The organism is Sneathiella sp., from assembly GCF_047631475.1.
GTDB lineage: Bacteria > Pseudomonadota > Alphaproteobacteria > Sneathiellales > Sneathiellaceae > Sneathiella.
This window is the reverse complement of record NZ_JBLHZT010000011.1, coordinates 71,570-98,514: the sequence shown is the minus strand read 5'-3', so window position 1 is coordinate 98,514 and position 26,945 is coordinate 71,570. Positions and strand designations below refer to the sequence as shown.

The 26,945-nt window shown below is 49.8% G+C and carries 24 protein-coding genes; 21 read left to right on the top strand and 3 right to left on the bottom strand.

Annotation, left to right across the window (positions count from 1 at the left end; genetic code table 11):
- Window positions 1-351: NAD-binding protein (locus ACJAYR_RS06835; protein ID WP_415235897.1), on the top strand; the 351-nt coding region annotated here is incomplete at its 5' end.
- A gap of 12 nt (window positions 352-363) precedes the next feature.
- Here the strand turns inward: ACJAYR_RS06835 and ACJAYR_RS06830 are convergent.
- On the bottom strand, window positions 364-828 hold the full coding sequence (locus ACJAYR_RS06830) for a YaiI/YqxD family protein (RefSeq protein WP_169542822.1): 465 nt from the start codon (window positions 826-828) through the stop codon (window positions 364-366).
- A 70-nt stretch (window positions 829-898) separates the two neighbouring features.
- Window positions 899-1,369: a Dps family protein gene (locus ACJAYR_RS06825; RefSeq protein ID WP_415235896.1), complete on the bottom strand. Its 471-nt coding sequence runs from the start codon at window positions 1,367-1,369 to the stop codon at window positions 899-901.
- A 418-nt stretch (window positions 1,370-1,787) separates the two neighbouring features.
- Between ACJAYR_RS06825 and ACJAYR_RS06820 the strand changes: the two genes are divergently transcribed.
- The 17 genes from ACJAYR_RS06820 (at window position 1,788) to lpxC (ending at window position 21,492) form a co-directional block, all read left to right on the top strand.
- Window positions 1,788-2,255 (top strand): division/cell wall cluster transcriptional repressor MraZ, encoded by a 468-nt coding sequence (locus ACJAYR_RS06820; RefSeq protein ID WP_415235895.1) that lies wholly within the window; start codon window positions 1,788-1,790, stop codon window positions 2,253-2,255.
- A complete protein-coding gene (rsmH, locus tag ACJAYR_RS06815; RefSeq protein WP_415235894.1) occupies window positions 2,248-3,201 on the top strand; it encodes a 16S rRNA (cytosine(1402)-N(4))-methyltransferase RsmH in 954 nt (317 codons plus the stop codon). The genes ACJAYR_RS06820 and rsmH overlap by 8 nt, the downstream gene beginning before the upstream one ends.
- Window positions 3,198-3,623: a hypothetical protein gene (locus tag ACJAYR_RS06810; RefSeq protein ID WP_415235893.1), complete on the top strand. Its 426-nt coding sequence runs from the start codon at window positions 3,198-3,200 to the stop codon at window positions 3,621-3,623. The genes rsmH and ACJAYR_RS06810 overlap by 4 nt, the downstream gene beginning before the upstream one ends.
- A complete protein-coding gene (locus tag ACJAYR_RS06805; protein WP_415235892.1) occupies window positions 3,620-5,404 on the top strand; it encodes a peptidoglycan D,D-transpeptidase FtsI family protein in 1,785 nt (594 codons plus the stop codon). The genes ACJAYR_RS06810 and ACJAYR_RS06805 overlap by 4 nt, the downstream gene beginning before the upstream one ends.
- Window positions 5,391-6,845: a UDP-N-acetylmuramoyl-L-alanyl-D-glutamate--2,6-diaminopimelate ligase gene (locus ACJAYR_RS06800; protein ID WP_415235891.1), complete on the top strand. Its 1,455-nt coding sequence runs from the start codon at window positions 5,391-5,393 to the stop codon at window positions 6,843-6,845. Before ACJAYR_RS06805 ends, ACJAYR_RS06800 begins: the two co-directional genes overlap by 14 nt.
- The gene (locus tag ACJAYR_RS06795; RefSeq protein WP_415235890.1) at window positions 6,842-8,281 is read left to right on the top strand and encodes a UDP-N-acetylmuramoyl-tripeptide--D-alanyl-D-alanine ligase; all 1,440 of its coding nucleotides are present in this window, start codon (window positions 6,842-6,844) and stop codon (window positions 8,279-8,281) included. Before ACJAYR_RS06800 ends, ACJAYR_RS06795 begins: the two co-directional genes overlap by 4 nt.
- 2 nt (window positions 8,282-8,283) lie before the next feature.
- Window positions 8,284-9,372: a phospho-N-acetylmuramoyl-pentapeptide-transferase gene (gene mraY / locus ACJAYR_RS06790; protein WP_415235889.1), complete on the top strand. Its 1,089-nt coding sequence runs from the start codon at window positions 8,284-8,286 to the stop codon at window positions 9,370-9,372.
- 4 nt (window positions 9,373-9,376) lie between these two features.
- On the top strand, window positions 9,377-10,750 hold the full coding sequence (gene murD, locus ACJAYR_RS06785) for a UDP-N-acetylmuramoyl-L-alanine--D-glutamate ligase (RefSeq protein ID WP_415235888.1): 1,374 nt from the start codon (window positions 9,377-9,379) through the stop codon (window positions 10,748-10,750).
- Window positions 10,747-11,868: a putative lipid II flippase FtsW gene (gene ftsW, locus ACJAYR_RS06780; protein WP_415235887.1), complete on the top strand. Its 1,122-nt coding sequence runs from the start codon at window positions 10,747-10,749 to the stop codon at window positions 11,866-11,868. The genes murD and ftsW overlap by 4 nt, the downstream gene beginning before the upstream one ends.
- Window positions 11,868-13,013, top strand: a complete 1,146-nt coding sequence (gene murG, locus ACJAYR_RS06775) for an undecaprenyldiphospho-muramoylpentapeptide beta-N-acetylglucosaminyltransferase (protein ID WP_415235886.1) — start codon at window positions 11,868-11,870, stop codon at window positions 13,011-13,013. The genes ftsW and murG overlap by 1 nt, the downstream gene beginning before the upstream one ends.
- Window positions 13,010-14,434, top strand: coding sequence for a UDP-N-acetylmuramate--L-alanine ligase (murC, locus tag ACJAYR_RS06770; protein ID WP_415235885.1), 1,425 nt, complete (start codon window positions 13,010-13,012; stop codon window positions 14,432-14,434). The genes murG and murC overlap by 4 nt, the downstream gene beginning before the upstream one ends.
- Window positions 14,435-14,439: 5 nt before the next feature.
- Entirely contained in the window at window positions 14,440-15,390 is a 951-nt protein-coding gene (gene murB, locus ACJAYR_RS06765; protein WP_415235900.1) for a UDP-N-acetylmuramate dehydrogenase, read from the top strand.
- Complete coding sequence (locus tag ACJAYR_RS06760; RefSeq protein WP_415235884.1) at window positions 15,387-16,298, top strand: D-alanine--D-alanine ligase; 912 nt, start codon at window positions 15,387-15,389, stop codon at window positions 16,296-16,298. Before murB ends, ACJAYR_RS06760 begins: the two co-directional genes overlap by 4 nt.
- Window positions 16,286-17,326 (top strand): cell division protein FtsQ/DivIB, encoded by a 1,041-nt coding sequence (locus tag ACJAYR_RS06755; protein ID WP_415235883.1) that lies wholly within the window; start codon window positions 16,286-16,288, stop codon window positions 17,324-17,326. The genes ACJAYR_RS06760 and ACJAYR_RS06755 overlap by 13 nt, the downstream gene beginning before the upstream one ends.
- A 5-nt stretch (window positions 17,327-17,331) precedes the next feature.
- Complete coding sequence (gene ftsA / locus ACJAYR_RS06750; RefSeq protein WP_169542809.1) at window positions 17,332-18,573, top strand: cell division protein FtsA; 1,242 nt, start codon at window positions 17,332-17,334, stop codon at window positions 18,571-18,573.
- A gap of 109 nt (window positions 18,574-18,682) precedes the next feature.
- On the top strand, window positions 18,683-20,365 hold the full coding sequence (gene ftsZ / locus ACJAYR_RS06745; protein ID WP_415235882.1) for a cell division protein FtsZ: 1,683 nt from the start codon (window positions 18,683-18,685) through the stop codon (window positions 20,363-20,365).
- 191 nt (window positions 20,366-20,556) lie between these two features.
- On the top strand, window positions 20,557-21,492 hold the full coding sequence (lpxC, locus tag ACJAYR_RS06740; protein ID WP_415235881.1) for a UDP-3-O-acyl-N-acetylglucosamine deacetylase: 936 nt from the start codon (window positions 20,557-20,559) through the stop codon (window positions 21,490-21,492).
- Window positions 21,493-21,565: 73 nt separating this feature from the next.
- Here the strand turns inward: lpxC and ACJAYR_RS06735 are convergent, their stop codons facing one another.
- Entirely contained in the window at window positions 21,566-21,952 is a 387-nt protein-coding gene (locus ACJAYR_RS06735) for a helix-turn-helix domain-containing protein (RefSeq protein ID WP_169542807.1), read from the bottom strand.
- Window positions 21,953-22,326: 374 nt separating this feature from the next.
- On the opposite strand from ACJAYR_RS06735, the gene ACJAYR_RS06730 reads away from it, so the two are divergent.
- Genes ACJAYR_RS06730 through ligA form a run of 3 tightly spaced genes read left to right on the top strand, consistent with a single transcriptional unit; the run spans window position 22,327 to window position 26,939 of the window.
- Window positions 22,327-23,154 (top strand): outer membrane protein assembly factor BamD, encoded by an 828-nt coding sequence (locus ACJAYR_RS06730; protein ID WP_415235880.1) that lies wholly within the window; start codon window positions 22,327-22,329, stop codon window positions 23,152-23,154.
- A gap of 11 nt (window positions 23,155-23,165) precedes the next feature.
- A complete protein-coding gene (recN, locus tag ACJAYR_RS06725) occupies window positions 23,166-24,827 on the top strand; it encodes a DNA repair protein RecN (protein WP_415235879.1) in 1,662 nt (553 codons plus the stop codon).
- 6 nt (window positions 24,828-24,833) lie between these two features.
- The gene (ligA, locus tag ACJAYR_RS06720; RefSeq protein WP_415235878.1) at window positions 24,834-26,939 is read left to right on the top strand and encodes an NAD-dependent DNA ligase LigA; all 2,106 of its coding nucleotides are present in this window, start codon (window positions 24,834-24,836) and stop codon (window positions 26,937-26,939) included.
- The last annotated feature ends 6 nt before the right edge of the window (window positions 26,940-26,945 follow it).

Sequence of the window (26,945 nt, the reverse complement as noted above, 5' to 3'; positions counted from 1 at the left end):
GGTGATCTTGCTAGTGAACAAACACTCAGTCATTCAGGCATTGAAAAAGCAAAGGTCGTTGTCGCAACGATTTCTGACGATATTCTGCGCGGCACAAGCAACCATAAACTTGTTCAAACCATTCGCCAGATCAATCCGGACGCTATTGTTATTTCCAATGCCGAGCAACCACTGAACGCCAAAGATATTTACGAGGCGGGGGCTGATTATGTTTACATGGGGCGGGTCAATACTGCCCGTGCGCTGGAAGAGATAATCGAACGAACCCTGGATGGTACGTTAAGCGATTATCGACAGGAACAGGAAGAAAAGCATGGGAAATCCCATGAGAGGTCTGAAATCCTCCATTAGAACTCCTGACCGTTAAAACCGGGGGCGCTGACCTTTTTTCAGTTTTTGCAGTATATTCTCCAGATTGTTCAGGAAACTGGATCTGTCTTTTTTCGTGAAAGCGGCATTATATCCTGAGATTTCACCAGTTTCCCGCAAATGTGCGTTCAGGTCACGCATTGCCAAAGACATGCCAATAGACTGATTTGTAAAAGGTTTCCCTGATGAATTGAGGACGATCGCTGATTTCTTCAAACACCGGTCCGCCAACGGAATGTCGGAGGTGATAACCACATCCTGATCCGTTACTTTCTCAGCGATCCAGTTGTCAGCGGCATCAAAACCATCATCGACAACAATTTGCTCGATCAATTCACTCGGAGGGATCCGCATCCAGCTGTTGCTGACAACAAACGTTTTCAGGTTGTGGCGGCCGGCTACGCGGTAGATTTCGTCTTTGACAGGACACGCATCTGCGTCGATATAAATTTCAGTCATGCCTGCTTATATCAGGTTTGACCCAGAAAGAAAGGAAGGGGCGCAGCTGATAATGCCGCGCCCTCTTCCTTTATTTCAGGAGTGATCGGAGCATCCAGGCGGTTTTTTCGTGGATCCTCATACGATCGGAAACCAATGCCGCAGTGGACTCGTCGTCCGCCTCCTGTGCGACGGCCAAGACTTTCCGGCATGTTCGTACAACTTGTTCGTGACCCTTGTTGAGGATTGAAACCATTTCCTCGGCATCAGGGACACCGTCTATTTCTTCGATCGCACTGAGTTCGTTAAAGGCTTTGTAGGTGCCCGGAGCCGCAACCCCCAAGGTGCGAATTCTCTCCGCAATGTCATCAACTGCGACGGCCAGTTCCGTGTAGTGTTCCTCAAACATCAAATGCAAATCCCTGAATTTCGGCCCTGTTACGTTCCAGTGGAAATTGTGGGTTTGCAGGTAAAGGGTGTAGGAATCCGCGAGCAAATGCTTCAAACCATCTGCGATCTTATCCATATCGTTTGAATTAATGCCAATATCGATTTTGCTCATTCTGTTCCCCTTTTGGCTTTCATGATAGAAAATTAGTTTAGAACGATTCTAGACTTAGGGTCTATTTTTCGTATTTAAACCCTCACTTAAAAATATATTTCACATCCGGCTTCAAGAAACGTCTTTCTACTTGGTCCTCATTTTTCACTCAACTTAATAAGAACAAAAGATGAACATTGTGGTCAATTAGAGAAAACGTAATTATTCGGCACAAGTTCTTGTGTGGTGAAAATAATGGTTAAGAAAAACTTAAAATCGTTACTTCGTCATTTATTTGAAATGCCTGTAAATCCAAGGTTTTTCGGCATATCTCCATTGACGGACATATAATTCCATGATATTCCATAGTATACCATGTCAGTACCATATATTTCGGTTTTGACCGGTGGGAGAGGGAGTTTTTTGAGGGTGAGGCTTGATGGCCCTGTTTCTGTCTAAATATTTAAACAAGGTTGATAAGAAGGGGAGGGTGTCCGTGCCAGCCCGCTTTCGTGCGACCTTGGCAGAAAAAGGCTATACGACTGTCATCCTGTTTCCGACTATCGGGGGCGACGCGATCAACGCTTGTGGCATGGATGTCATGGAAGGTTTGCTGGAAAGTCTTGGTCGTCTGGACCTGTATTCAGAAGAGCAGGATTCTGATGCGGATGTGTTGATGGCCGAGTCTGTCGAATTGCCGATCGATGGCGACGGGCGAATTGTTATCCCCCTGGAAATGTTGCGGGCTGCTGGTATTCAGGATGCCTGTGTTTTCGCGGGGCGGGGTGATAGTTTCCGTATTTGGGAGCCAAAGGCTTACGAGGCAAACATCGCGGCAGCGAAAGAACGCGCCCGGGCAAAAAGAGCCCGTAAGTCAGCCCGGATGGTGGAGGGTGCAAATGACTGACCGTCCGCATATTTCTGTTCTTTTAAATGAAGTTCTTGACGTTTTGATGCCGGCATCCGGTGAGGTTATTGTTGATGGCACTTTCGGGGCTGGTGGTTACAGTCGCGCGATCCTCGAAGCGTCTGACTGTAAGGTCTACGGCATTGATCGGGATCCCCGCGCCATTGCTATGGGGCGGGTGATGGAGAAGGAGTTCCCGGGCCGATTGCAAGTGCTGGAGGGCTGTTACGCCGATATGCAGGCGCTGTTGGCAAAGGTGGGTGTTTCTGCGGTTGACGGAATTGCGCTGGATATTGGTGTTTCCTCCATGCAGATCGATGAAGCAGAGCGTGGGTTCTCGTTTATGCGGGATGGGCCCCTTGATATGCGAATGTCTGCAGATGGACCAACGGCCGCAGATGTGGTGAATTCTGAATCAGAAGCCGAACTGGCCCGCATTATTTTCCACTATGGTGAAGAACGCCGGTCCCGTGCAATCGCCAAGGTTCTGGTTGCTCGGCGGCAGGAGAAGCCTTTTTCCTCCACATTGGAGCTGGCCGACGCGGTCGCAACAGTGGTGCGTCCTACGGGGAAGGGGATTAACCCTGCAACCCGTACGTTTCAGGCCCTGAGAATATATGTAAATGATGAGTTGGGTCAGCTTGATCAGGGTTTGGCGGCGGCAGAGAAATTGCTGGCGCCGGGTGGTCGTCTGGCTGTTGTGTCTTTTCACAGTCTGGAAGATCGCCGGGTGAAGAAATTCCTGACAGAACGGTCTTCAGCACGGGCCAATCCCTCTCGCCATTTGCCGCCAGGGGAAGATGGACCCGCGCCGTCTTTTAAATTGGTGAAGCGCGGCGCAATCAAGGCGCGCGAAGACGAAGCGTCACAAAATCCCCGGTCACGCTCTGCCCGCTTGCGTGGGGCTGTGCGTACTGAGGCTCCCGTCTGGGGAGATGTGGCATGAAAAGAACAATTACACTTGCCATGGTTATCGCCATCGCCATCGTGTCCTACATTCCTTATCAGCTGTATTACGAAACACAGCAGCTGGAGAAGGATTTGAGCGAGTTGCGGAGAGATATTTCCAAGAACAAGCAGGCAATTCGTATTTTGAAAGCTGAATGGGCTTATGAAAACAGGCCGGAAAAATTACAGGCCTTGGCGGCCAAATATCTGCCGTTGCTACTCGTATCGCCTCATCAGGTGGCGACTTTGGGAGAAGTCCCGCGAAGGGCGATTGATCCTTACATGGTTTCGACGAAAGCGATACCAGTGCCGCGTAAACGCCCCGGCCTGAAAAAATGGCAGTCCAAGCCACCTGTTCGGGGGCCTATGCATTTGGCGGCATTTAAGAAAAACAATCAGGCAGCGAGGATCGTCAAATGAGCGGCGATCCTTTTCCCGTTTTAACCCATGGCAATATGGATGCGGATGGCCGTTTCACTGTAAGCCGCAACAAAACGTCCATTCATTTGGAAGGGAGTGCAAAAGAAACGTTGGAGCAGGGCCGTAACCGTTTGGTTGTGGCGGGCTTTTTATTCGCTTTTTGCTTTGTTGTGCTTGCCGGGCGGTTGGTGGGTCTTGCCTGGAGCGGGATTGGCACTGAGGAAGAGGTTGCCAATATTGCCCCGAAAAAAACCGGAATTAGCCAACCCTTGGGGGCGCGTGCGGAAATCTATGATCGAAATGGGGTTTTGCTGGCAACGACCCTTAATACAGTTTCTTTGTATGCGGATCCCCGGAAAATTCTAAATGTTGATTACGCCGTCCAAAAGCTGCGCGGCGTATTTGATGATTTGAATGAAGCATCACTCTCCACAAAATTATCGGCAAAACGGAATTTCGTCTGGATCAAGCGACATTTGACGCCTGCACAACACCGGGCCGTCAATGATTTGGGTATTCCTGGGTTGTTTTTTGAAGATGAAGAAAAACGGTTCTATCCGCTTGGCTCACTTGTGTCTCATATGATCGGCTATACCGATATTGACAATAACGGCATCGCCGGTGCGGAGAAATATTTTGACGATCAGCTGGCTGGAAAAAATGGCACGAAGCAGGCCGGAATAAACTTGTCCGTTGACGTGCGTGTACAGCATGCCCTTCGAGATGAGCTTGCGCAGTATATGTCCGTATTCCGGGCGATCGGGGCGTCGGGCATGGTCTTGGATGTTACAACCGGTGAAGTGGTGGCGATGGCATCCCTGCCGGACTTCGATCCCAATCGGCCAAAAGACTATCCGGTTGATAGTAAGTTTAACAAAACGACCCTTGGTGTTTACGAGATGGGGTCCACGTTTAAGACTTTCACAACAGCGATGGCGTTGGAGCACCGTTCGGTTTCCCTGCGCGATGGATATGATGCGACCAATCCTATTCGGATCGCCGGATTTAGGATTCGGGATGACCATGCCAAGAAAAGATGGTTGTCCGTTCCGGAAATCTACATGTACTCGTCCAATATCGGGACAGCAAAAATGGCAGAAGCCATCGGTCCAAAGAGACATAAGGCGTTCTTGCGCCGATTGGGACTGTTGGACAAACCGGTGATTGAACTTCCTGAAGTTGGCGCCCCAATTTTGCCGCCTCGTTGGAATAGGCTTGAGACCATGACTATTTCGTATGGACATGGCCTATCGGTGAGCCCGCTTCAACTCAGTGCCGCGATTGGTGCGATCGTAAATGGCGGGCAATTGGTGCAGCCAACAATCTTGAAAAAGAACAGTGACGCTTCGGTGGAAAGCAAGCAGGTTATTCGCAAACAGGTTTCAGATGTTGTCCGCCGGTTGATGAGACTTGTTGTGGAAAAAGGAACTGGTAAAAAAGCGGCCGCAACTGGGTATCTGGTTGGCGGGAAAACAGGTACTGCGGAAAAAGCGGTTAATGGGCGATATAAGAGAGATGCTTTGATTACGTCTTTTGTCAGTGCGTTTCCAATGAACGATCCCCGTTATGTTGTGTTTGCCATGCTGGATGAACCTAAGGGTAATTCCTCCACTTATGGTTTCAGAAGCGCGGGTTGGACGACGGCCCCGATTGTCAGCCGGGTGATCACCCGGATCGCCCCTATTTTGAAGATTAAGCCGATGGATGAGGAAAGCCCTTCTGTCCAAAAAGCCTTGCATATTCCAATTTACTCACGGGAGAAGAAACATGAAACTTTCTGATCTCCTGCAAATAGATCCGAGCCATCTGGCAAACGACGTTGACGTAAAGGGATTGACCGCAGACAGCCGTGAGGTTGCCCCTGGCTATATCTTTGCCGCCCTCGTTGGAACAGGTCTGGATGGTCGAAATTATATAAAATCGGCGGTTGAACAGGGTGCCATTGCCATCCTAACGGATAGCGGATACGAGCCGTCGGATTGCCCTATATACTGTCATCAGGTTGATAATCCCCGGCGGGAGCTCGCGTTTCTTGCTGCACGCTTTTATAAAAAGGTCCCCCAAACAGTCGTTGCGGTGACCGGGACAAATGGCAAAACATCTGTGGCTCATTTTGTTCGGGAAATTTGGCAGGGGCTTGGATTACAGGCAGCAAGTCTGGGAACATTGGGCGTTGTTACAGCGCATCAGACGCTGCCTCTAAATTACACGACGCCAGAGCCTGTTTTACTTCATAAAAAGTTGGCTTATTTAGTTGATGAAGGGGTGACGCATCTTGCACTTGAGGCGTCCAGCCATGGGCTCGATCAAAACCGGCTTGACGGGATCGAAATTTGTGCGGGAGGGTTTACAAACCTTACCCATGATCATCTTGATTACCATGAAAGCAAAGAAGATTATCTGAAAGCCAAGCTAGGCTTGGTTGATCGTGTTGTTGCCGTTGGTGGAGCAGCTGTTCTGAACGCGGATGTTCCTGATTATTTCCGATTTAAGGATGCCGCCGAAACGCGCGGTCTGTCCGTCCTCAGCTACGGTCATTCTGGCGATCAGTTAAAAATACTGGATGTAACGTCGCACGGCGCCGGGCAGGATATTACATTGGAAGCTTTTGGGAACCGCTGCGTGGTTGAACTCAAAGTTGCTGGCGAATTTCAGGCAATGAACATGCTTTGTGCGCTGGGCTTGATTATAAGTGCCGGGGGGGATTTCGCAAGTGCATTGTCAGTGTTGCCAACAGTTGGGAATGTGCCGGGCCGAATGGAGCTGGTGTCTAAAACACCTGCCGGAGCTGACGTCTATGTTGATTTTGCCCATACGCCGGACGCATTGGAGACAGTCCTGAAAGCATTGCGGCCGCATGCGCATGGCGCTATCCATGCAATAATTGGATGCGGTGGTGACCGGGACAAAACCAAGCGCCCTGTAATGGGACGAGTGGCCGCAGAATTTGCAGATATTGTCTATGTGACTGACGATAATCCAAGAACTGAAAATGCTGCCCAGATCCGATCTGAAATACTGGCTGCATGCCCGCAAGCCAAAGAATTTGCTGATCGGGAAAAGGCCATTCATGAAGCGCTAAGCCGTGCGGCAAATGATGATATCGTCCTGATTGCCGGAAAAGGACATGAAAGCGGCCAAATTATTGGGGATACGGTCATTCCTTTTAACGATAAAGAAGTGGCCCAGCGGATCACAAGCCGATTGGAGGCGGGGAAATGATGGCTGCACCGCTTTGGTCCGCATCCGAAATACTTGCCGCCACAAAAGGTACCTGTGACGATACTTCCTGGCTTGCAAATGGCGTCACGATTGATAGCCGTTCTGTACAAAAGGAAGACTTGTTCATTGCTATTGTTGGCCCGAATAACGATGGCCATGATTATGTTGAGCAGGCGCTTGCAAACGGCGCCAGTGCCGCGATCGTTGATCATATTCCAGAGGGATTGTCAGCGAAGTACTGCCGCAGGCTTGTATTGGTTCCTGATACTCAGGCCGGTATGGAAGATCTTGCGCGCGCTTCTCGGCAGCGAAGCCGGGCAAAAATCGTTGCGATTACGGGCAGTGTGGGTAAAACCAGTACCAAAGAAACACTTGCGCATATTCTGAAGCAGCAGGGCCGGACCCATTGCAGTGTGGGTAGTTTCAACAATCATTGGGGCGTCCCTTTATCGCTGTCAAGGATGCCTGTCGACGCTGAATATGGCATATTCGAGCTGGGTATGAACCATCCCGGCGAAATAGGGCCGTTATCGCGCATGGTTCGCCCTCATATTGCGATGATCACGGCGATCGCCGCCGCGCATACAGAGTTTTTTAACAGCACAGATGAAATCGCTCTGGCTAAAGCCGAAATCTGCGAGGGGATCGAAGAGAACGGCCTTCTTCTGCTTAACGCTGATGATACCCATTGTCCCATTTTGACAAAAGAAGCAGAAAAAGCAGGCGGTTTTGAAATCGCCTATTTCGGCGAGTCACCTTCTGCCACAATTCATCTTGAAGAAGTCGAATTATTGCCCACTAGCAGCAGTATTACAGCAGATGTCTCAGGTGAAAGACATGCATTTACACTGTCCGTTCCGGGGCGTCACTGGGTGCAAAATATTTTGGGTGTTTTAGGGATTGTAAAATCCTTGGGTGGAAATTTGCAGCAGGCCTGTCACTCTTTAGGAACGATGGTCGCACCGAGCGGCAGAGGGGCGGTAATTGAGGTTCCCTGTGACGGTGGTTCGTTCAAGGTTATTGATGAGAGTTACAATGCCAGTCCTGTCGCTATGCAGGCGGCCTTTCGAGTGTTGGGGCGCCATACAATCCCCCATGGCGGGAGAAAAATCGCAGTTTTGGGAGATATGAGAGAATTAGGCGAAAAATCCCCTGAAATTCATGCTGAATTGGCAAATGATATCTTGGCGAACGGCATTGATATGGTATATGCGTGCGGTCCCAATATGCGATATTTATTTGACGTTCTTCCGAACACTAAACAAGCCGGTTATGGCACCAGTTCCAATGATCTGGTGGCACCGCTGTTACACGATATTTCAGCTGGGGACATCGTTTTGATCAAGGGCTCTTTGGGAAGTAAAATGAAAGTAGTGTTGGATGCCGTACAGGCAAAGTCCAAAGATGTATCGGCAGTCGTGGATAAAGGGGTGTAGGGATGCTATATAATTTTCTTTATCCATTAGCAGACGACTTCGCTATTTTTAATCTGTTCCGGTATCTGACATTTCGGACAGGCGGTGCCATTATGACAGCCCTGATGATCAGTTTCATCTTCGGCCCAATGGTCATTAACTGGCTGAAAAGCAAACAGCATAGAGGGCAACCCATCCGGGATGATGGACCAGAGTCTCATATTATTGCAAAGCAGGGCACGCCAACGATGGGCGGTTTTTTGATCCTGCTTGCACTCGGAACGGCAACACTTTTGTGGGCCGATCTGACAAATGCCTATGTTTGGTCGGTTTTGCTGGTGACATTGGGGTTCGGCGCCATTGGTTTTGCCGATGACTATCTGAAGGTCAGTCGGCACAATCCAAAAGGCGTCCCCGGCAAAGTCAAGCTATTGATGGAGATCCTCATCTCGTTTGCTGCAACGATGTGGATTGTTAAAACAAGTAATCCCGATATTGCGATGGGGTTGACCATTCCCTTCCTGAAGAACGTACTGATTGATCTGGGCTGGTTTTATATTCCTTTCGGCATGCTGGTTATGGTTGGCGCGTCCAATGCTGTTAATTTAACAGACGGGCTGGACGGTCTTGCCATTGTGCCGGTCATGATTGCAGGGACCTCGTTTGGTCTGATTGCCTATCTGGTGGGTAATACGGTTTTCTCAGATTATCTGCAGATCAGGGCAGTGCCGGGTGCCGGTGAATTGCTTGTCTTTTGCGGTGCCTTGATCGGTGCGGGCCTTGGTTTTTTGTGGTTTAACGCCCCGCCTGCAATGGTCTTTATGGGGGACACAGGATCTCTTGCGATGGGGGGCGCCTTAGGCGCGATCAGCGTTGTAACCCGGCATGAGATTGTTCTTGCGGTTATTGGTGGTTTGTTCGTTCTGGAAACCGTGTCAGTGATTGTTCAGGTTGCCTCGTTCAAATTAACAGGGAGACGTGTTTTCAGGATGGCACCCTTGCATCATCACTATGAAAAGAAAGGTTGGGCTGAACCCACAATCGTAATTCGGTTCTGGATTATTGCCGTGATCCTGGCGTTGATCGGCCTCGCGTCGTTGAAACTGAGATAAGGGAATGATGAAAAGTCACGCGTTTGAAAATAAAGAAATAGCCGTTTTTGGTCTTGGTAAAAGCGGATTTGCAACAGCTTTGCGGTTGCAAGAGGGACAGGCGCGTGTCTTTGTTTGGGATGATAATGAAGGACGGCGGAGTGCGGCTCAGGAAATGGGCCTTTCTGTTCAGGACTTCGGTGGCACTGAAACGTCCTCTGTCGATGCCCTGGTTCTGAGTCCTGGTGTTCCCCTGACGCATCCTGAACCCCACCCCGTTGTTAAAAAAGCCCAGCAGAACCACATTCCAATTGTTGGCGATGTGGAAATATTTATGCAGGAAAAAGACGCTGGCAGAGTTGTTGGGATTACAGGAACCAATGGTAAATCAACAACAACCGCGCTGATCCATCATATTCTGGCTGTGAATAACTGCGAGACCGCGATGGGCGGAAATATTGGTACGCCGGTTATGGATTTGCCGCAGTTGGGGCAAGACGGGGTCTATGTTCTTGAATTATCTTCCTATCAATTGGATCTGACACCTTCATGGCAGGCCGATATCGCGGTTATTCTGAATGTTACGCCGGATCATCTTGATCGGCATGGCGATATTCAGCACTACGCGTCTGTCAAGCAGCGTATTTTCCAGAACCAGACATCAGAGGGAGTGGCAGTCATAAATTCAGATGATCCGTTCTGCCAGTCCATGGCAGAGGATATCCTGAAAAATGGCGCTCAGCGTGTGCTTCCCATTTCAACCAAACGTCCTTTGCAAACCGGCATTTATGTGCTGAACGGTATTTTGACGGATAAGACTGAACGGGGCATGGGCTGGTCCATTAATATAAGCAATGTCGATAGCTTGAGAGGTGTCCATAATTGGCAGAATGCAGCGGCGGCTGTTGGTGTTGTTCGTTCTTTGGGTCTGGATAGTGAGCAGATTGAAAAGGGCTTGCGAAGTTTTGGCGGGTTGGTCCATCGGATGGAACAGATCGACAAAAGAGGAAAAATTCGATTTGTAAATGACTCGAAAGCCACCAATGCGGAAGCTGCTGAAAAAGCGTTGTCGTCATTTGAGAATATTTTCTGGATTTGCGGCGGACGCGCAAAATCGGGAGGGATTGAGAGCCTTTCTCCCTATTTTTCCAGAATTCAAAAAGCCTATCTGATTGGTGAATGCGCGGACCAGTTTGAAACTACATTGGCGGGTCATGTAAAACTTCAGAAATGCAAAGAGTTGGAAACCGCTTTCCAGTCGGCATTGGCCGATGCCAAGGCCTTTGATGAGGAATGCGTGATCCTGTTATCTCCCGCGACGGCCAGCTTCGATCAGTTTCCAAGCTTCGAAGCGCGCGGTGATGCGTTTCGGTCTTTGGTAGAAGGGGAACGTTCATGACGACATTTACGCGGCTGGATAGATCGGTTGTTGGTCGGTGGTGGTGGACTGTCGATCGTTGGACGTTGTTGGCTGTGGGCCTGTTGCTCGCTATGGGCGGAATGATGGTGCTGGCTGCAAGTCCGGCAGTGGCCGAACGTATCGGACTGGATAGTTTTCACTTTGTGAAACGTCAGTTCTTTTATCTGCCTGTGGCCATTGGCATTATTTTTTCAATTTCCTTGATGTCCCCTTTATGGGTGAGGCGGCTTGCGGTTATTGTTTTCGGCGTTTGTGTTCTGCTGACAGTGGCGACACTGCTGGTTGGCCCCGAGGTGAAAGGCGCAAAGCGCTGGTTGCATTTTGGAAGTTTTACGTTGCAACCTACCGAGTTTTTAAAGCCTTCCTTTGCGGTCGTTGCTGCCTGGATGTTTGCTCAGCAACGTAAAAGCGACGAAATTCCGGGCAACCTGATCTCTATGGGACTTTTCGTGTTGGTCGTCGGCTTGTTGCTGGCCCAACCGGATGTCGGGATGACATTGGTTATTTCAGCGGTCTGGTTCGCACAGTTCTTTCTGGCAGGCCTGCCAATTATCTGGGTTGTCATGTTCCTTGGCATCGGCATTGTCAGTGCGGCAATGGCCTATACCCTGTTTCCACATGTCGCCAGTCGCGTTGATCGTTTTATGGACCCTTCTGGCGGCGGGAATTATCAAATCGAACGCGCAATGGAAGCCTTTCAAACGGGCGGTTTTTTTGGTGTGGGTCCCGGGGACGGATCGGTGAAAACGGTTCTTCCTGATGCGCATACAGACTTTATCTTTGCTGTGGTTGGTGAAGAGTTCGGCGTTTTATTCTGTCTGGTTCTTGTCGCACTGTTTGCCTTTGTCATTCTAAGAGGTTTAAGCCGTCTGCTCGCCGAGAAAAATTTCTTCGTCGTGTTGGCCGCCGCCGGATTGCTGACGCAGTTCGGTTTGCAGGCAATTATCAATATGGGAGTGAACCTTCGTCTGATGCCAACGAAAGGCATGACCTTACCTTTTATTTCTTATGGCGGCTCTTCCATGCTGGCATTGGCGTTTCTGATGGGAATGTTGCTGGCATTCAGTCGGCGCCGTGTGGGTTCAGGTGATGTGTAATGACTGAAAAACGCAAACATATCGTTCTGGCCAGTGGCGGAACCGGCGGCCATATCTTTCCTGCGCGCGCGCTGGCCGAGGAATTAATCTCCCGCAATATGGATGTTACACTGATGACTGATCAGCGGGGCGAAAAATACGAACAACTTTTCCCCGGGGTTAAAATTGTGCCCGTCACATCCGCGTCCCCCTCTGTTGGAGGCGTGTTGGGCAAGCTGGTGGCAGGGTTCAAGCTGTTGGTTGGAACGCTTCAATCGATTTTTATTCTAAGAAAGTTAAAGCCGGACGCGGTCGTTGGTTTCGGTGGATACCCATCCATGCCCCCCGCTGCAGCAGCATCTTTTTTGGGTGTTCCATTGATCTTGCACGAGCAGAATGCCGTCCTTGGCCGGGTCAACCGGTTGCTGTCCGGCATGGCAAAGAAGATTGCGACATCCTTCCATCATACTGAAAGCGGTGCGCGTGAGATTGCCTCAAAAATGAGTTTCACTGGAAATCCGGTTCGTCAGGAAATTATTGCACTCCATGGACGCGGATACGCTGAACCCACCGCCAAAGATCCGATCAAACTGTTGATCCTGGGAGGCAGTCAGGGGGCGACGGTGCTTTCAGATGTTGTACCAGCGGCGATCGCTGATCTTCCAGACAGTCTGCAATCACGGCTTCATGTCATTCAGCAATGCCGGCCAGAAGATCTTGCCCGTGTCGAGGCGGCCTATCAGAAAACATCCGTGACAACGACCCTCGCGGCCTTTTTTGATAATGTTCCTGAATTACTAAACGACTGCCATCTTGCGATTACCCGCTCTGGGGCTTCCACAATTGCTGAACTTACTGTGTCTGGTCGGCCCGCGATTTTGGTGCCCTACAAGTTTGCCATGGATAACCATCAGCTCAAAAATGCTGAGAATGAGGTTGCAAAAGGGGCCGCCCGATTGATCCTCCAGGATGAGTTTTCTGTGGCCTCACTAAAAGATCATTTAGAGGATCTTTTCAGTCATCCGGACAAGCTGACCTGTATGGCAAGAGCATCTGCGCAACTTGGCGAAATTAACGCGGCTCAGAAATTAGCCGACATGGTAGCAAAATTGAACAAATCGACTAAAAGCGGGACATCTCGCTCGAACGGAAAGGTCGCGGCATGAGAGCGCTTCCCCTTGATATTGGCCTGGTGCATTTCGTTGGTATCGGCGGAATTGGAATGAGCGGCATTGCAGAAGTGATGCACAATCTTGGCTATAGCGTCCAAGGGTCCGACCTGTCCCGTAACCCGAACGTGGAGCGTCTTGAGGCGCTGGGGATCAAGGTGTCTATAGGCCACCAGGAGGAGAACCTTGGAGAAAGCCGCGTTGTTGTTATTTCGTCAGCGGTTAAAAGCGACAACCCTGAGGTAAGGGAAGCGCGGGCGAACCTTATTCCAGTTGTCCGCCGGGCGGAAATGCTGGCGGAACTAATGCGTCTTCGCTGGGCCATTGCTGTTGGCGGTACCCACGGTAAAACAACAACAACTTCCTTGCTTGCAGGGATGCTTGATACAGCGAAAATGGAACCGACGGTCATCAACGGCGGTATTATTAATGCCTATGGTACAAATGCGCGTCTTGGAAAAGGCGACTGGATGGTTGTCGAGGCGGACGAGTCTGATGGTAGTTTTGTAAAACTTCCAGCCACTATCGCCATTGTGACGAATATTGATCCGGAACATCTCGATTTTTATGGTGATTTTGACGGTGTAAGAGATGCCTTTCTTACGTTTGTTGAAAATATCCCGTTCTATGGATTTGCCGCCTTGTGTATTGATCACCCCGAGGTCCAGGCGTTAATAGGAAGGGTTTCCGATCGTCGATTGATTAGTTATGGCTTGTCTCCTCAGGCTGATTATCGGGCGGTTGATGTCCGCTATGAGGCTGGCGGCGCAAGGTTTAGCGTATCCATTAGTGACCGGGCAGGCGGCAACGCCCGCGTTATGAAAGGGTTCGAGCTACCGATGCCCGGCGCGCATAACGTTCAAAATGCCATGGCGGCTGTGGCTGTTGGTCATGAAATGGGATTTGACGAGGTTACTCTCAAAAAGTCACTGCGCGAATTTAGCGGTGTGAAACGTCGATTTACGAAAACGGGCGAGGTAGACGGTGTCACGATTATCGACGATTACGGACATCACCCCGTCGAGATTTCATCTGTCTTGAGTGCGGCCCGTCAAGCCTATACTGGTAAGATTATTGCAGTGGTTCAGCCGCATCGGTATTCCCGTTTGAAGGATCTTTTTGAAGATTTTTGCACCTGTTTTAATGATGCTGATGTTGTCATCGTGGCAGACATTTACGCGGCCGGTGAAGAGCCATTGGAAGGCATCAGTCAGGACAGCTATGTGGAGGGACTGAAAACACGTGGTCACCGCAGAGTCCTGGCTTTGGAAGGGCCGGAACATCTTGCCGATATGGTACGCGAAGAGACGAACAGCGGTGATGTTGTCGTGTGTCTTGGTGCCGGGTCAATTTCTTTGTGGGCAAACAAATTGCCATCTGAACTTGCTGCCCGTCAGGACATAGAGGAGGCAGAATGAACCCAATGGCTGTGAACATACAATCATTGGCGGAGGCGCTGCCTGAGGTAAAAGGGCGGATTAAGAGAGATGTGCCTTTGAGTAAGGTTACCTGGTTTCAAGTGGGCGGTCCGGCGGATGTTTTGTTCAAACCTGCCGATGAAACTGACTTAGCCGATTTCCTGAAGAGTACATCTGAAGATATCCCGGTTTTTGTTCTTGGTGTTGGGTCGAACCTGTTGGTTCGCGATAGTGGTTTTCGCGGTGTTGTGATCCGGCTGGGTCGGGAATTTTCCAAGATTGCACTGATCGGTGAGAACCTGTTGTGTGTTGGCGCTGGGGCAAGTGATTTACAGGTGGCGCGCTATGCAGAAGAAAAGGGATTAACCGGAGCGGAATTTTTAAGTGGTATTCCCGGAAGTATTGGTGGGGCTCTTCGAATGAATGCAGGCGCATATGGTAATGAAATAAGTGATATTCTGGTATCAGCAACCGCGTATGATCGTCAGGGCATCCGCCATGAAGTATCGGCGGAAGAATTCGGTTTTTCATACCGTCACTGCGAATTGCCCGGCGACTGGATCTTTACAGAAGCCGTTTTAAAACTGTCAGAGGGAGAAGCGCCGAGTATCTCCCGGAAGATGGCAGAAATTGCCAAAACCCGCGAAGACAGCCAACCTGTCAGAAGTCGAACAGGTGGATCCACCTTTGCCAACCCACCGGGTAAGAAGGCATGGGAGCTGATCGATGCTGTCGGTGCACGTGGTTTGTCGAAGGGGGCGGCGCAGATTTCAGAAAAGCACTGTAATTTCCTGATCAATAACGGCGGTGCAACGGCTGCTGATATCGAAAGAGTTGCGGAAGAAGCCCGCCGCCGGGTCTTCAAGGAATTTGACACGCTGCTGCGATGGGAGATCGTGCGCCTGGGTGAAAAAGAGACGGGTGCAATGACCAATAAAAAAGAGGACCGCTCATGAAAAAAGTAGCTGTTTTAATGGGCGGGTGGTCCGCTGAACGGGAAGTTTCTTTGGATAGTGGGCGCGCCTGTGCCGCAGCGCTGGAACGATGCGGATATGAGGTGATACCGGTTGATGTAGAACGGAATATTGCGTCTGTTCTGGAAGTGATGGCGCCAGACGTTTGTTTCAATGCCTTGCATGGTCGTTATGGCGAGGATGGAACCGTTCAGGGTGTTCTCGAAGTTCTGGGTATTCCCTATACGCATTCCGGTGTAATGGCATCTGCAATTGCGATGGATAAGCCAAAGGCGAAAACACTTTTTAAGGCGGCGGGGCTTCGATGTGCAGAGGGTCGGATTGTTACGCGAAAAGAGGTTTTGGACGGCGCGGAATATGAAAAACCTTTTGTCATCAAACCGTTGAATGAAGGGTCTAGTGTCGGTGTTACCATAATTCTGGATAATGAAAACCGAACCTTACAAGATATTCCCTGGACATTTGGAAATGAAGTTCTGATTGAAACCTACATTCCGGGGCGGGAAATTCAGGTTGCGGTCATGGGGGATCAGGCTTTAGGGGCAGTCGAAATCAAGCCTCTCGGACGGTTTTACGACTATGAAGCCAAATATACGGCCGGAAAAGCAGAACATTTAATGCCCGCACCCTTGCCTCAGGATCGGTATAACGAAGTCCTTCAAATGGCAGTTACGGCCCATCAGGTTTTGGGATGCAAAGGGGTTAGCCGGTCGGACTTTCGACTGGATGATCTGAACGGAGATGGGCAAGGGGATTTCTATATTCTTGAAACGAATACCCAGCCGGGAATGACGGAATTAAGTCTGGTTCCTGAAATTGCCGCGCATATGGGTATTTCTTTTGAAGAACTGGTTCGTTGGATGGTAGAGGATGCGTCATGCGAGAGATAAAAGTTTCCGCGCAGGACCGGCCGGTTAAGGCGCCGCCCAAAGTGCGTAAAAAGAAAGCTGCAGGGTCTAAAAAGCAACGGAAACAGACGGTTTCTTCACCGAGGTTCTTCTCCGTTTTCCACTCTGTTGGTCGTTTCTTTGCGGGCCTTCGCAATCTGTCGGTAAGTCTGCTTTCCATGGGTCGGAAGACGCCCAAACAGGGACGCAAAGGGAAACGAAGGGGCGCACCGAATGGACTCCGCAAATATGGTGTTCCGGCGCTGTTACTTCTTACAGTCATGCTTCCTATCGGCGGCCTGGGATATTATATCGTTCAGAATTCAGTCATAGAAAGAACGACAGCTTGGATCTCTGAAACAACGAACGCATTGGTAACGTCGTCCGGCTTGACGGTGCAGGAAGTGACTGTTGCCGGGCGCGAAAGAACGTCAACGCGTGACATGATGAAGGCGCTGGGAGTTGCCCGCGGCGACAACATTCTAACCTTTAATCCTGAAGAGGCACGGCGCCGGGTTGAAAGCCTTGGCTGGGTTGAACATGCCTCAGTTATGCGGCGTTTTCCTGATGAAGTGTTCATTCGCGTAACGGAAAGGCGCCCCTTTGCCCGCTGGCAGTCGAACAATAAAACTGTGGTTATTGATCGTAAAGGGGCTGTGGTGTCAACGCGGGACAGTAAAGAATTCCGGTATTTGCCAAAGGTCGTGGGGAAAGAGGCGAATATGGATGCTGCCGCGCTGTTTGACGTTCTGGCGGGGTCTCCTGAATTATTTACCCGTTTGCAAAATGCGGTCCGGATCCGCGGTCGTCGTTGGAACCTGGAGTTTGATAATGGTGTCTCGGTTTTTCTCCCTGAGGAGCACGCCGCACAGGCCTGGCAGCGTTTGGCCCGGATGCATGATGAGGAGGCCATCTTGAACAAGGCGGTTTTATCGATTGATATGAGATCGGCTCAGAAAATGTATGTGCGACTGAAATCGGATGATGCAGACTTCCGCCGTGTGGCAGCGAATGCAGGCAAGGAAACATAAGGGCAATGGCAGCTGGACGAAATGGGCCTTTAGCGGCACTGGATATAGGAACAACAAAAATTTGTTGTTTTGTGGCGGTTGAAGAAACCTCGGGTCTTCGCGTGAAAGGTATTGGTCATCAGGTCGCCCGAGGATTGAGGGCCGGCAGTATCACCAATATGGAGATGGCTGAGGAGTCTATTCGATCTGCTGTGGATGCTGCTGAACGAATGGCCGGGGAAACCATTCGGGAAGTGTATTTGAGCGTTTCTGCTGGCCAACCCGCCTCTCAGACGGTTGAAGTCGAAATGTCGCTTGCCGGTCAGGAAATAGGCGAGCGAGATTTGCAAAGAACGTTAAAAGAAGCAAAGGCGAGTTATAACCCGGAAAACCGGACTGTGATCCATGCGCTGCCTGTCGGTTACAATGTTGATGGAAACCGGGGTATACGAGATCCGCGCGGGATGTATGGTGAAAATCTTGGCGTCAGCATGCACATGGTTTCCATCCTGAACAGCCAGTACCGCAACATGATCAATTGCGTCGAACGCTGTCACCTGAGTGTGGCGAAAGTGGTGTCTGCACCCTATGCGTCGGGACTTGCCAGTCTGGTTCAGGATGAAATGGATCTTGGGGTTACAGTAATTGATCTTGGTGGTGGTTCGACATCGTTCGCTGTCTTTTACGACGGAGAAATGGTTTTCAATGAGGTTATCCCGGTCGGAAGTGCACATGTTAGTAATGATATTGCCCGCGGACTTTCCACGACCCTCAGCAATGCGGAACGCATGAAGACTCTTTATGGTAGTGCGATATCCAGTCCTGCAGATGAAAAGGAACTGATTGATGTGCCGCTGATTGGCGAAGCGGATCACGAAGTTGCTAACCATGTTCCCCGCTCCATGTTGGTCGGTATTATCAAGCCCAGAATTGAAGAAATTCTTGAACTTGTCAGAGATCGGCTTTCCCAATCCGGATTTGAAAAAGTCGCTGGACGGCGTGCAGTGTTGGTCGGTGGCGGCTCTCAACTGGCAGGAGTGCAGGAGCTAGCAAGTCGAATATTGGATAAACAAGTCCGCATGGGTAAACCTATGCGTGTTAAGTCACTAGCGGATGCAACTGGTGGTCCAGCGTTTGCAACTGCTGCGGGACTTTTATCCTTTGCGGTGAAAGAAAATTTTGACGATCACGCAAACCTGTTAATCGGTGATAAAACCCCGAAAAACCGCCTTTTGCGAATCGGAAATTGGTTTAAAGAGAATTTTTAAATGAAAAAAAATGATCAAAAATCATCAATATGTAAGAAGTAGGGTTCCATTACCCACAATATTTGGTATTAATTAACTATCAGGTTGCTTGGAGAAGGAGGGTAGTACTGTGGGGATTAATTTGTCAGTACCAGACCAAACAGAACTGAAGCCAAAAATCCTAGTGTTGGGTGTCGGCGGTGCCGGTGGCAATGCCGTAAACAATATGATCAATTCCGAACTTCAAGGGGTGGAATTCGTCGTTGCCAACACGGATGCGCAGGCTTTAAAACAAAATTTGGCGAAAGATCGAATTCAACTGGGGGCTGAGCTTACAGAAGGATTGGGTGCAGGTTCCAAGCCGCAGGTTGGCGCAGAGGCCGCGGAAGAAGCGATCGACGAAATCGTCTCGCATCTGAAAGGCTGCCACATGTGCTTTATCACTGCCGGAATGGGTGGTGGTACCGGAACAGGCGCGGGCCCGATTGTTGCAAAAGCGGCACGCGAACTCGGTATTTTGACCGTTGGTGTGGTTACCAAGCCATTTCAGTTTGAAGGCAATCATCGTATGCGGATTGCCGAAGCTGGCATCGAAGAATTACAGCAGTATGTTGATACCCTGATTATTATCCCCAATCAGAACCTATTCCGTATTGCTAACGAAAAAACCACCTTCGCTGATGCCTTTAACATGGCCGATGATGTTCTGCATTCAGGCGTTCGAGGCGTCACTGACCTGATGGTGATGCCTGGGCTTATCAATCTTGATTTTGCAGATGTCAACACCGTTATGAGTGAAATGGGCAAGGCGATGATGGGAACCGGTGAAGCCGAAGGCGAAAACCGGGCCATTGAAGCTGCTGAAGCCGCTATTTCCAACCCACTTCTGGATGATGTTTCCATGAAGGGAGCGCGCGGCGTCCTGATCAATATCACGGGTGGTATGGATTTGACGCTTTATGAATTGGATGAAGCCGCGAACCGGATCCGTAGTGAAGTCGATCCGGAAGCCAATATTATTGTTGGTTCTACTTTTGACAAAGACATGGAAGGCACAATGCGTGTTTCCGTCGTCGCAACGGGAATTGACGCGGCTGAACAGATGCAGCCAGTGGCACCAAATGTTACATCTTTGCTGAAAGTGTCTGGTGATACCAAGCGGACAGGTTGGGGCGGGAGCAATTCTTCACCAGCCTCGACACCTGCACAGAGCGCTGAAAATTTCGCGTCATCCGGATTTGGTGCAATCGTTCCGGATAGTGCGTCTGCTGGTCACCCAATGATGAGTGCGGATGCAGATAATGTTTCTTCTGACCTGCAGGCAGGGTCTGTAGAAGGCCTCGTTTCAGAGAGCAGTCTTGCATTGGATTCTGAGCCTGACCTTTTGGCAGGTATCGATGTAGAAATGGAAGAGAGTGATGCTGTCAGTCAAAATACAGACGGACATAACGCACCGTTTAAAGCGCCGCCGGTGATCAAAGTTGAAAAGCGTGAAGAGGATTTAATTAATCCTGACGCACGTCGCAGTGCTGAAGAGGCGTCTGAGCCTCGCCGTAAGCGCAAGGGGCCAAGCCTGTTTGAGCGTATGACAGGGGTGGGTCGTGTAAACCGTAAAGCTGAGGCTGAGCGCGCGGCGAGAGAAGAGCAGGCCGCGGCACACGCAAAGCAGGAACCTGTTGCATCTCAACCCTCCAAACCGGTTGAAGAGACAGTGAGGCAAGAAGCACTTTCCCCTTCTGTTCGAATTGAGCAAAAGAAAGAAGATGAAGACCTTCTTGATATTCCCGCTTTCTTGCGCCGTCAGGCCAATTAAGCTTAAACGGGATTTTCCCTGAATTATAAAACCGGAAGCATGATAGTGCTTCCGGTTTTTTTGTGCTGGCGACCGGTTTAAGTGCTTTTGTTTCAATCAGGAAATATTTAGTAACAAAGAGTGATTTGTCTTGCCCAACCGAATTAAGTAGAAATAAGCTGTCGAAAATTAGCAGGAAAAGCCACAATATTATGGTGACTTATCAGAAGACCTTACGGAATAATATAAGCTGCACAGGCGTTGGCGTTCATAGCGGTGAGCTGATTAACATGACGATCAAGCCCGCGCCGGCCAACACTGGTATCGTTTTCAAGCGTACAGATGTTGCTGAAGAGGTGTCGGTTATCCCTGCGCGCTATAATATGGTCTCTGATCTCATAATGTGCACAACCATTCAAAATGACGCGGGTGTCAAAGTGGCAACCATTGAACATTTGATGGCAGCTTTTTCCGGCACAGGTGTTGATAATGCAATTGTCGAGCTGAACGGCTCTGAAGTTCCAGTGATGGATGGCTCCTCCGCACCGTTTGTTTTCCTGATCGAATGTGCAGACATTGTTGATCTTGCTGCGCCTCGTCGCTTTATTAAAGTTTTGAAGGAAGTCAGCGTCACTGAAGGGGATGCGCGGGCGGTTTTGTCTCCCGGAGACAATGTGTCAGTTGCCTTCGAGATTGACTTTGACAACCAACGTATCGGTAAACAGAATTGCAGTTTCAATTTGCGCAATGGCACCTTTAAGAACGAACTGAGCCGGGCGCGGACTTTTGGTTTTTTAAGTGAACTTGAACAACTGAAAGAAATGGGATTGGCGAAAGGCGGCTCTTTAGAAAACGCAATTGTATTGAGCGGTCAAGACATTCTGAATGAAGAGGGCTTGCGGTATAATGACGAGTTTGTTCGTCATAAGGCCTTGGATGCAATTGGTGACCTGTATTTGGCGGGCTCTCCAATTATCGGGCAGTTCCATGGATACCGGTCGGGCCATGCGCTTAACAATAAATTGCTGCATGCGTTTCTGGCTGATGATAGTGCCTGGTGCTATACGACTGAAGCCCCAGTGAGAGCGTCTACAATAGGCGGGGCTCATTGGCCAATGCAGCAAGCTGCGGCGCCTGCAACAGCCTAAGTTATCAAGACTTATTAATATTAAAAAAGGCACGGTTGAAGCCCGTGCCTTTTTCATTGGAGGCTGACTGACGTCAGGCTGATTTCCTCTTGCGTTCTTTGCCAGCCAGGCTTTTTATCAAGCCGCTGACAGCAGAGCGTACCGCGGGTTCATTGATTTCGCCGTAATTGCGCACCAATTCGATTGTTGAGCGGTTTTTTCCACCATGCTCAAGGGGGGAGCTTGTTGTGAGGGGTTCGAGCTGTTCAAAAAAGAATGCAACGTCTACTTCTAGTCGTTGTGCGATCTCGTACAGTCTTCCGGCACTAACGCGGTTCGCGCCAGTTTCATATTTCTGCACCTGCTGATAGGAAATTTCGAGCGCTTGGGCTAGATGTTCCTGAGTTAGGCCCATCATGGTTCTTCTTTCCCTGATGCGTTCGCCCACGTGATCGTCAACTCGTTTTGCGAGTTTGCTCATAAGCTGGTACCTTTCTCTTTCTTTGGGCGTCTGGACCACCCAAATTACTACTACTTCGACAAAAAGGGTAAGGGGAACGGCGCAAATTCCAATCCTTTGGATCACTTCTTATCAGAAGAAGATCAGAAAATACTAATTACCCTTATTAGTAATGTAGCACACGGACAGTAAAAAGAAAATCTACTAAAATTCTACCTAAGCTAACATTCTGTAGTATAACAGTTAATTCTGATATCATTTTATTTTTAGGCCCATTAAGATTGAATTATCGTGAATCTGTTTCACGTCTTTAGAAAAGATGAAGCATCGCTTTCCATCCGGTTTGATATTGTCTAAAATAGCGCTAATTTTCTTCCAAAGCCTGGAAAGTGGGTATGGTCAAATTTTTGAATTCGACAGTTCGCAATGCGTTGATAATTGGCGCAACAGCGATCGTATTGCTGGGTGGGTGTAGTTCTGATGAGGTGGATACCTATCAGGAACAACCTGTTCAGAAGCTGTATAACGAAGCCTTGGCTGCCCTGAATAATGAAGAATATGCAGCGGCTGCAAAAGGGTTTGATGAAGTGGAGCGGCAGCATCCGTATTCTATATGGTCCAGTAAAGCGCAGGTGATGTCGTCATTTGCCTATTATCAGAGTAATAAATACGATCAGGCTATTCTTGCGGCTGAACGGTTTATTGAACTGCATCCAGGCAACAAAGATGTCCCTTATGCTTATTATCTTATCGCCATTTCATATTATGAACAGATTACAGGTGTCGGCCGGGATCAGAAAGTGACACGGCAGGCACTGGATGCGTTGCAAACATTGGTGCGTCGTTTTCCAAATACGGAATATGCGCGGGATGCACAGCTGAAGATTGACCTGACTCTGGATCACCTTGCGGGTAAAGAGATGGAAATTGGTCGTTATTATTTGAAGGCCAATAAGTACATTGCGGCGATCAACCGGTTCCGTCAGGTTGTAGAACGGTATCAGACAACGTCGCATGTTCCAGAAGCTTTACATCGGATTACGGAAGCTTATTTATCGCTTGGAATTGAAGACGAAGCAAAAACAGCTGCTGCAGTTTTGGGATATAACTTTCCGGGAAGCGAATGGTATCAGGATAGCTACGCGTTACTTGACGACAATTATCTCAGGCCGGAGGTAAAGGAAGATTCCTGGATTACCAAAGCCTGGAAATCCGTTTTTTAAATCCATAGCAGATGCTTTCCTCCCTCAATATTCGCAACATCGTCCTTATCGACAAGCTGGATTTGTCGTTTGAAGAAGGGTTGTGCGTTCTAACGGGTGAAACAGGTGCTGGCAAGTCAATCCTCCTCGATAGTCTGGCGTTGGCACTCGGCAGTCGCGCCGATACGGGCCTCATCAGGGCTGGAGAGGAAAAAGGAACGGTGAGCGCTGAGTTCCTGTTACCAGCAAATCATCCAGTTTTTGACTTGGTCACGGATCTTGATGTTGATCACGGGGAAGCTTTGGTACTTCGCCGGATCATTAGCGCCGATGGCCGAAACCGGGCCAGCATCAATGATCAATCCGTAAGTGCCTCGTTACTGAAGGCGGTGGGCGAACAACTGGTCGAGATCCATGGGCAAAATGCCGAGCGTGGGCTTCTGGATGCGCGAGGACATCGGAAAATCCTCGATTTATACGGTCAACTGGACAATGAACGGAAAAGCGTATCAAGTCTTTATGGTGACATGCATGCGGCCAACACGGCACTTCAGGAGGCAATCGAGGCTGTAAATCAGGCAAAAGTAGATGAAGAATACTTGCGCCATGTTGTCGCCGAGCTGGAGGAGCTTTCACCCCGGGAGGGCGAGGAAGAGGAATTGGCGGAAGCACGGTCTGAACTGATGCATGCTGAGAAAATTGCAGACGCCCTTAAGGACGCTGAAAAAGCACTGAACGAACATGGTGGCGTCGAGGGAAAAATCAGAACTGCGACACGGGCAATCGAACGGGTTGTGGAAAAGTCAGCGGGCAAGCTGGATCCAGTATTGGACGGCTTGGAACGTGCAGCGATCGAAATGGCGGAAGCGGCCATGATTATCGATACGGTCGGACGGGACCTTGAGATCGACCCTTCAGGGCTTGAGCATGTAGAAGAACGGCTTTTTGCGCTGCGGGCCGCCGCGAGAAAGCATAAATGCGAAGTGTCTCAGCTCCCTGACGTACAGAAGGCCTTTCAAGAACGACTGGAGGCGGTCGAGCATGGGGATGCCGAAATTGTTCGTTTGACAGAATTATCCCGACAAGCCCGAGAAGCGTTCATTACCGCGGCGTCCAATTTGCGAGAAAAACGCATCAAAGCTGCGAAGCGGATGGATAAGGCGGTGATGGCGGAGCTTGAGCCCTTGAAACTGGGAAGTGCCCGATTTGAGTCCCTTGTTTTTGAATTGCCGGAAGAAAACTGGTCGTCTGCTGGCATGGATCGGGTGGAGTTTCAAATCGCGACCAATCCGGGAAGTTTGCCCGGACCGTTGATTAAAATTGCCTCTGGCGGGGAATTATCTCGCTTTATGCTCGCCTTGAAGGTTGTGCTTGCGCGCTCAGGATCTGCGCCAACGTTGGTTTTTGATGAAGTGGATCGCGGTGTTGGCGGAGCAACAGCCGATGCTGTGGGGGAGCGGCTGTCACGTTTGTCCGATGAGTTGCAGGTGTTGGTTATAACACATTCACCCCAAGTTGCAGCGGCTGGCGCCGCCCATTGGAATATCCGAAAATCGGGCTCAGACGGATCAACCAGAACGTCAGTTGATCGATTGGATGAGACACAACGTGCAGAGGAGATTGCGCGTATGTTGTCCGGAGCCACTGTCACAAGTGAAGCAAGGGCAGCAGCCAAAAGTTTGATGGAAGGATAAGGCACGATGCAGGATGCCTCGAACCTGTCACTTGAAGAAGCGGCGGAAGAACATAGAGAGATGTCAGCAACACTGAAAGCCCTCAGTGCGGCCTATTATCAGGAAGACGCGCCAAGGGTTGACGACGCTGAATATGATGCACTGTTCCGGAAGCTTCAGGAAATCGAAGTTGCTTTTCCTGAACTTGTGAATGATGAAAGCCCTACTCAACGGGTCGGGGCTGCACCAGCGAAAGGGTTCGGCAAGGTTCGCCATTCCGTACCGATGCTGTCTTTGGACAATGCCTTCAATAGTGAGGATTTACGAGAATTCGAGGGGCGCGTCCGGCGGTTTTTGGGGCTGCCACGTACAGAAGATGTTGCCTTTTTCGCAGAACCTAAAATTGACGGACTTTCGGCGTCCTTACGCTATGAAAATGCGCGATTTGTGCAGGGAGCAACGCGCGGCGATGGTCAGGAAGGCGAGGATATTACGGAGAACCTGAAAACATTACAGGATCTTCCTCTGCGTCTGAAAGGTGACAAAAACCTGCATCCAGACGTTTTTGAAGTGCGCGGCGAAGTTTATATGTCTATTTCTGATTTTCAGATATTGAATGAAAATCAGGCAAAAGCGGGCCAAAAGATATTCGCAAATCCTCGTAACGCTGCGGCGGGATCGCTTCGGCAACTGGATAAAAAGATTACCGCATCTCGTAAACTAAGATTGTTTGCCTATGCATGGGGGGAAGCGTCGGATGTTCCGGGGCTGACACAATCGGAAGTGCTAGAGCAGTTTTCTCAGTGGGGATTTTCTGTCAATCCGTTGTCCAAGGTGTGTCACAATATGGAAGAAGCCATAGACGCCTACCGCAAAATCGAAGAGCTGAGAGCAACGCTGGACTACGATATTGACGGCGTGGTGTTTAAGGTAAACCGTTTGGATTGGCAAAGCAGGCTTGGCTTTGTCAGCCGTAGCCCCCGTTGGGCCATTGCCCATAAATTTCCGGCGGAAAAGGCGACAACGCTTGTAAAGGATATTGAGATACAAGTGGGGCGTACGGGCGCGTTGACACCTGTTGCCCGTCTGGCACCTGTCAGCGTTGGCGGAGTGGTTGTTTCTAACGCCACGCTCCATAATGAAGAAGAAATAGAACGTAAAGACATCAGAGTTGGCGATACGGTTGTTATACAACGCGCCGGTGATGTTATTCCGCAAGTCGTTGAAGTGCTGGTCGATAAACGGGACGAAAGTACCAGTCAGCCGTTCCAATATCCGACTGTTTGCCCTGTATGCGGTAGCCATGCTGTGCGCGAAATAAATGCGCTTTCGGGCAAAGAGGATGTGGTTCGTCGCTGTACCGGCGGTCTTATATGTGACGCGCAAGCGATGGAGCGTCTGAAACATTTCGTCTCTCGAAATGCGTTTGATATTGATGGCTTGGGAGCTAAACAAATAGAGCTTTTCTATAAGTTGGGTTGGGTGAAAAGTCCCGTTGATATCTTTGCCCTTGAAGAGACAGACAAGACACGGCTGCAAAAAATTAAAAATCTTGAGGGTTTTGGGGAAAAAGCCGTCAGAAATCTGTTCGAGGCGATCAATCAACGCCGAGAGATAGAGCTGGACCGATTTATTTTTGCGTTGGGTATTCGTCATGTCGGGCAAGGGAATGCGCGGCTTCTCGCAAAAAATTATCTCACTCTGGAAAATCTTCTGGACGCCTTTTCTGCTGATCAGGCTGATCCTGGAAAAGTCTATGTGGATTTATTAAACATCGATGGGATCGGTGCGGCCGTTGCAGATGCAGTCAAAGAATTCTTCACGGAAGAAAAGAACCGTGAAATTCTGAAGGCGCTGCAAAACCAATTGGTCGTTATTGATTTTGAAGCGCCGTCCAACGACAGCCCGGTTGCTGGAAAAACCGTCGTTTTTACCGGCTCATTGGAGCTAATGACCCGTGCAGAAGCCAAGGCCAAGGCAGAGGGGCTCGGCGCTAAAGTCAGCGGATCTGTGTCTGCCAAAACAGACTATGTGGTGGCGGGGGCCAAGGCCGGATCTAAGCTTAAAAAAGCAGAAGACTTTGGCGTCGCGGTTGTGACCGAACAGGAATGGCTAGACCTGATCGGCGGTTAGGCGAAA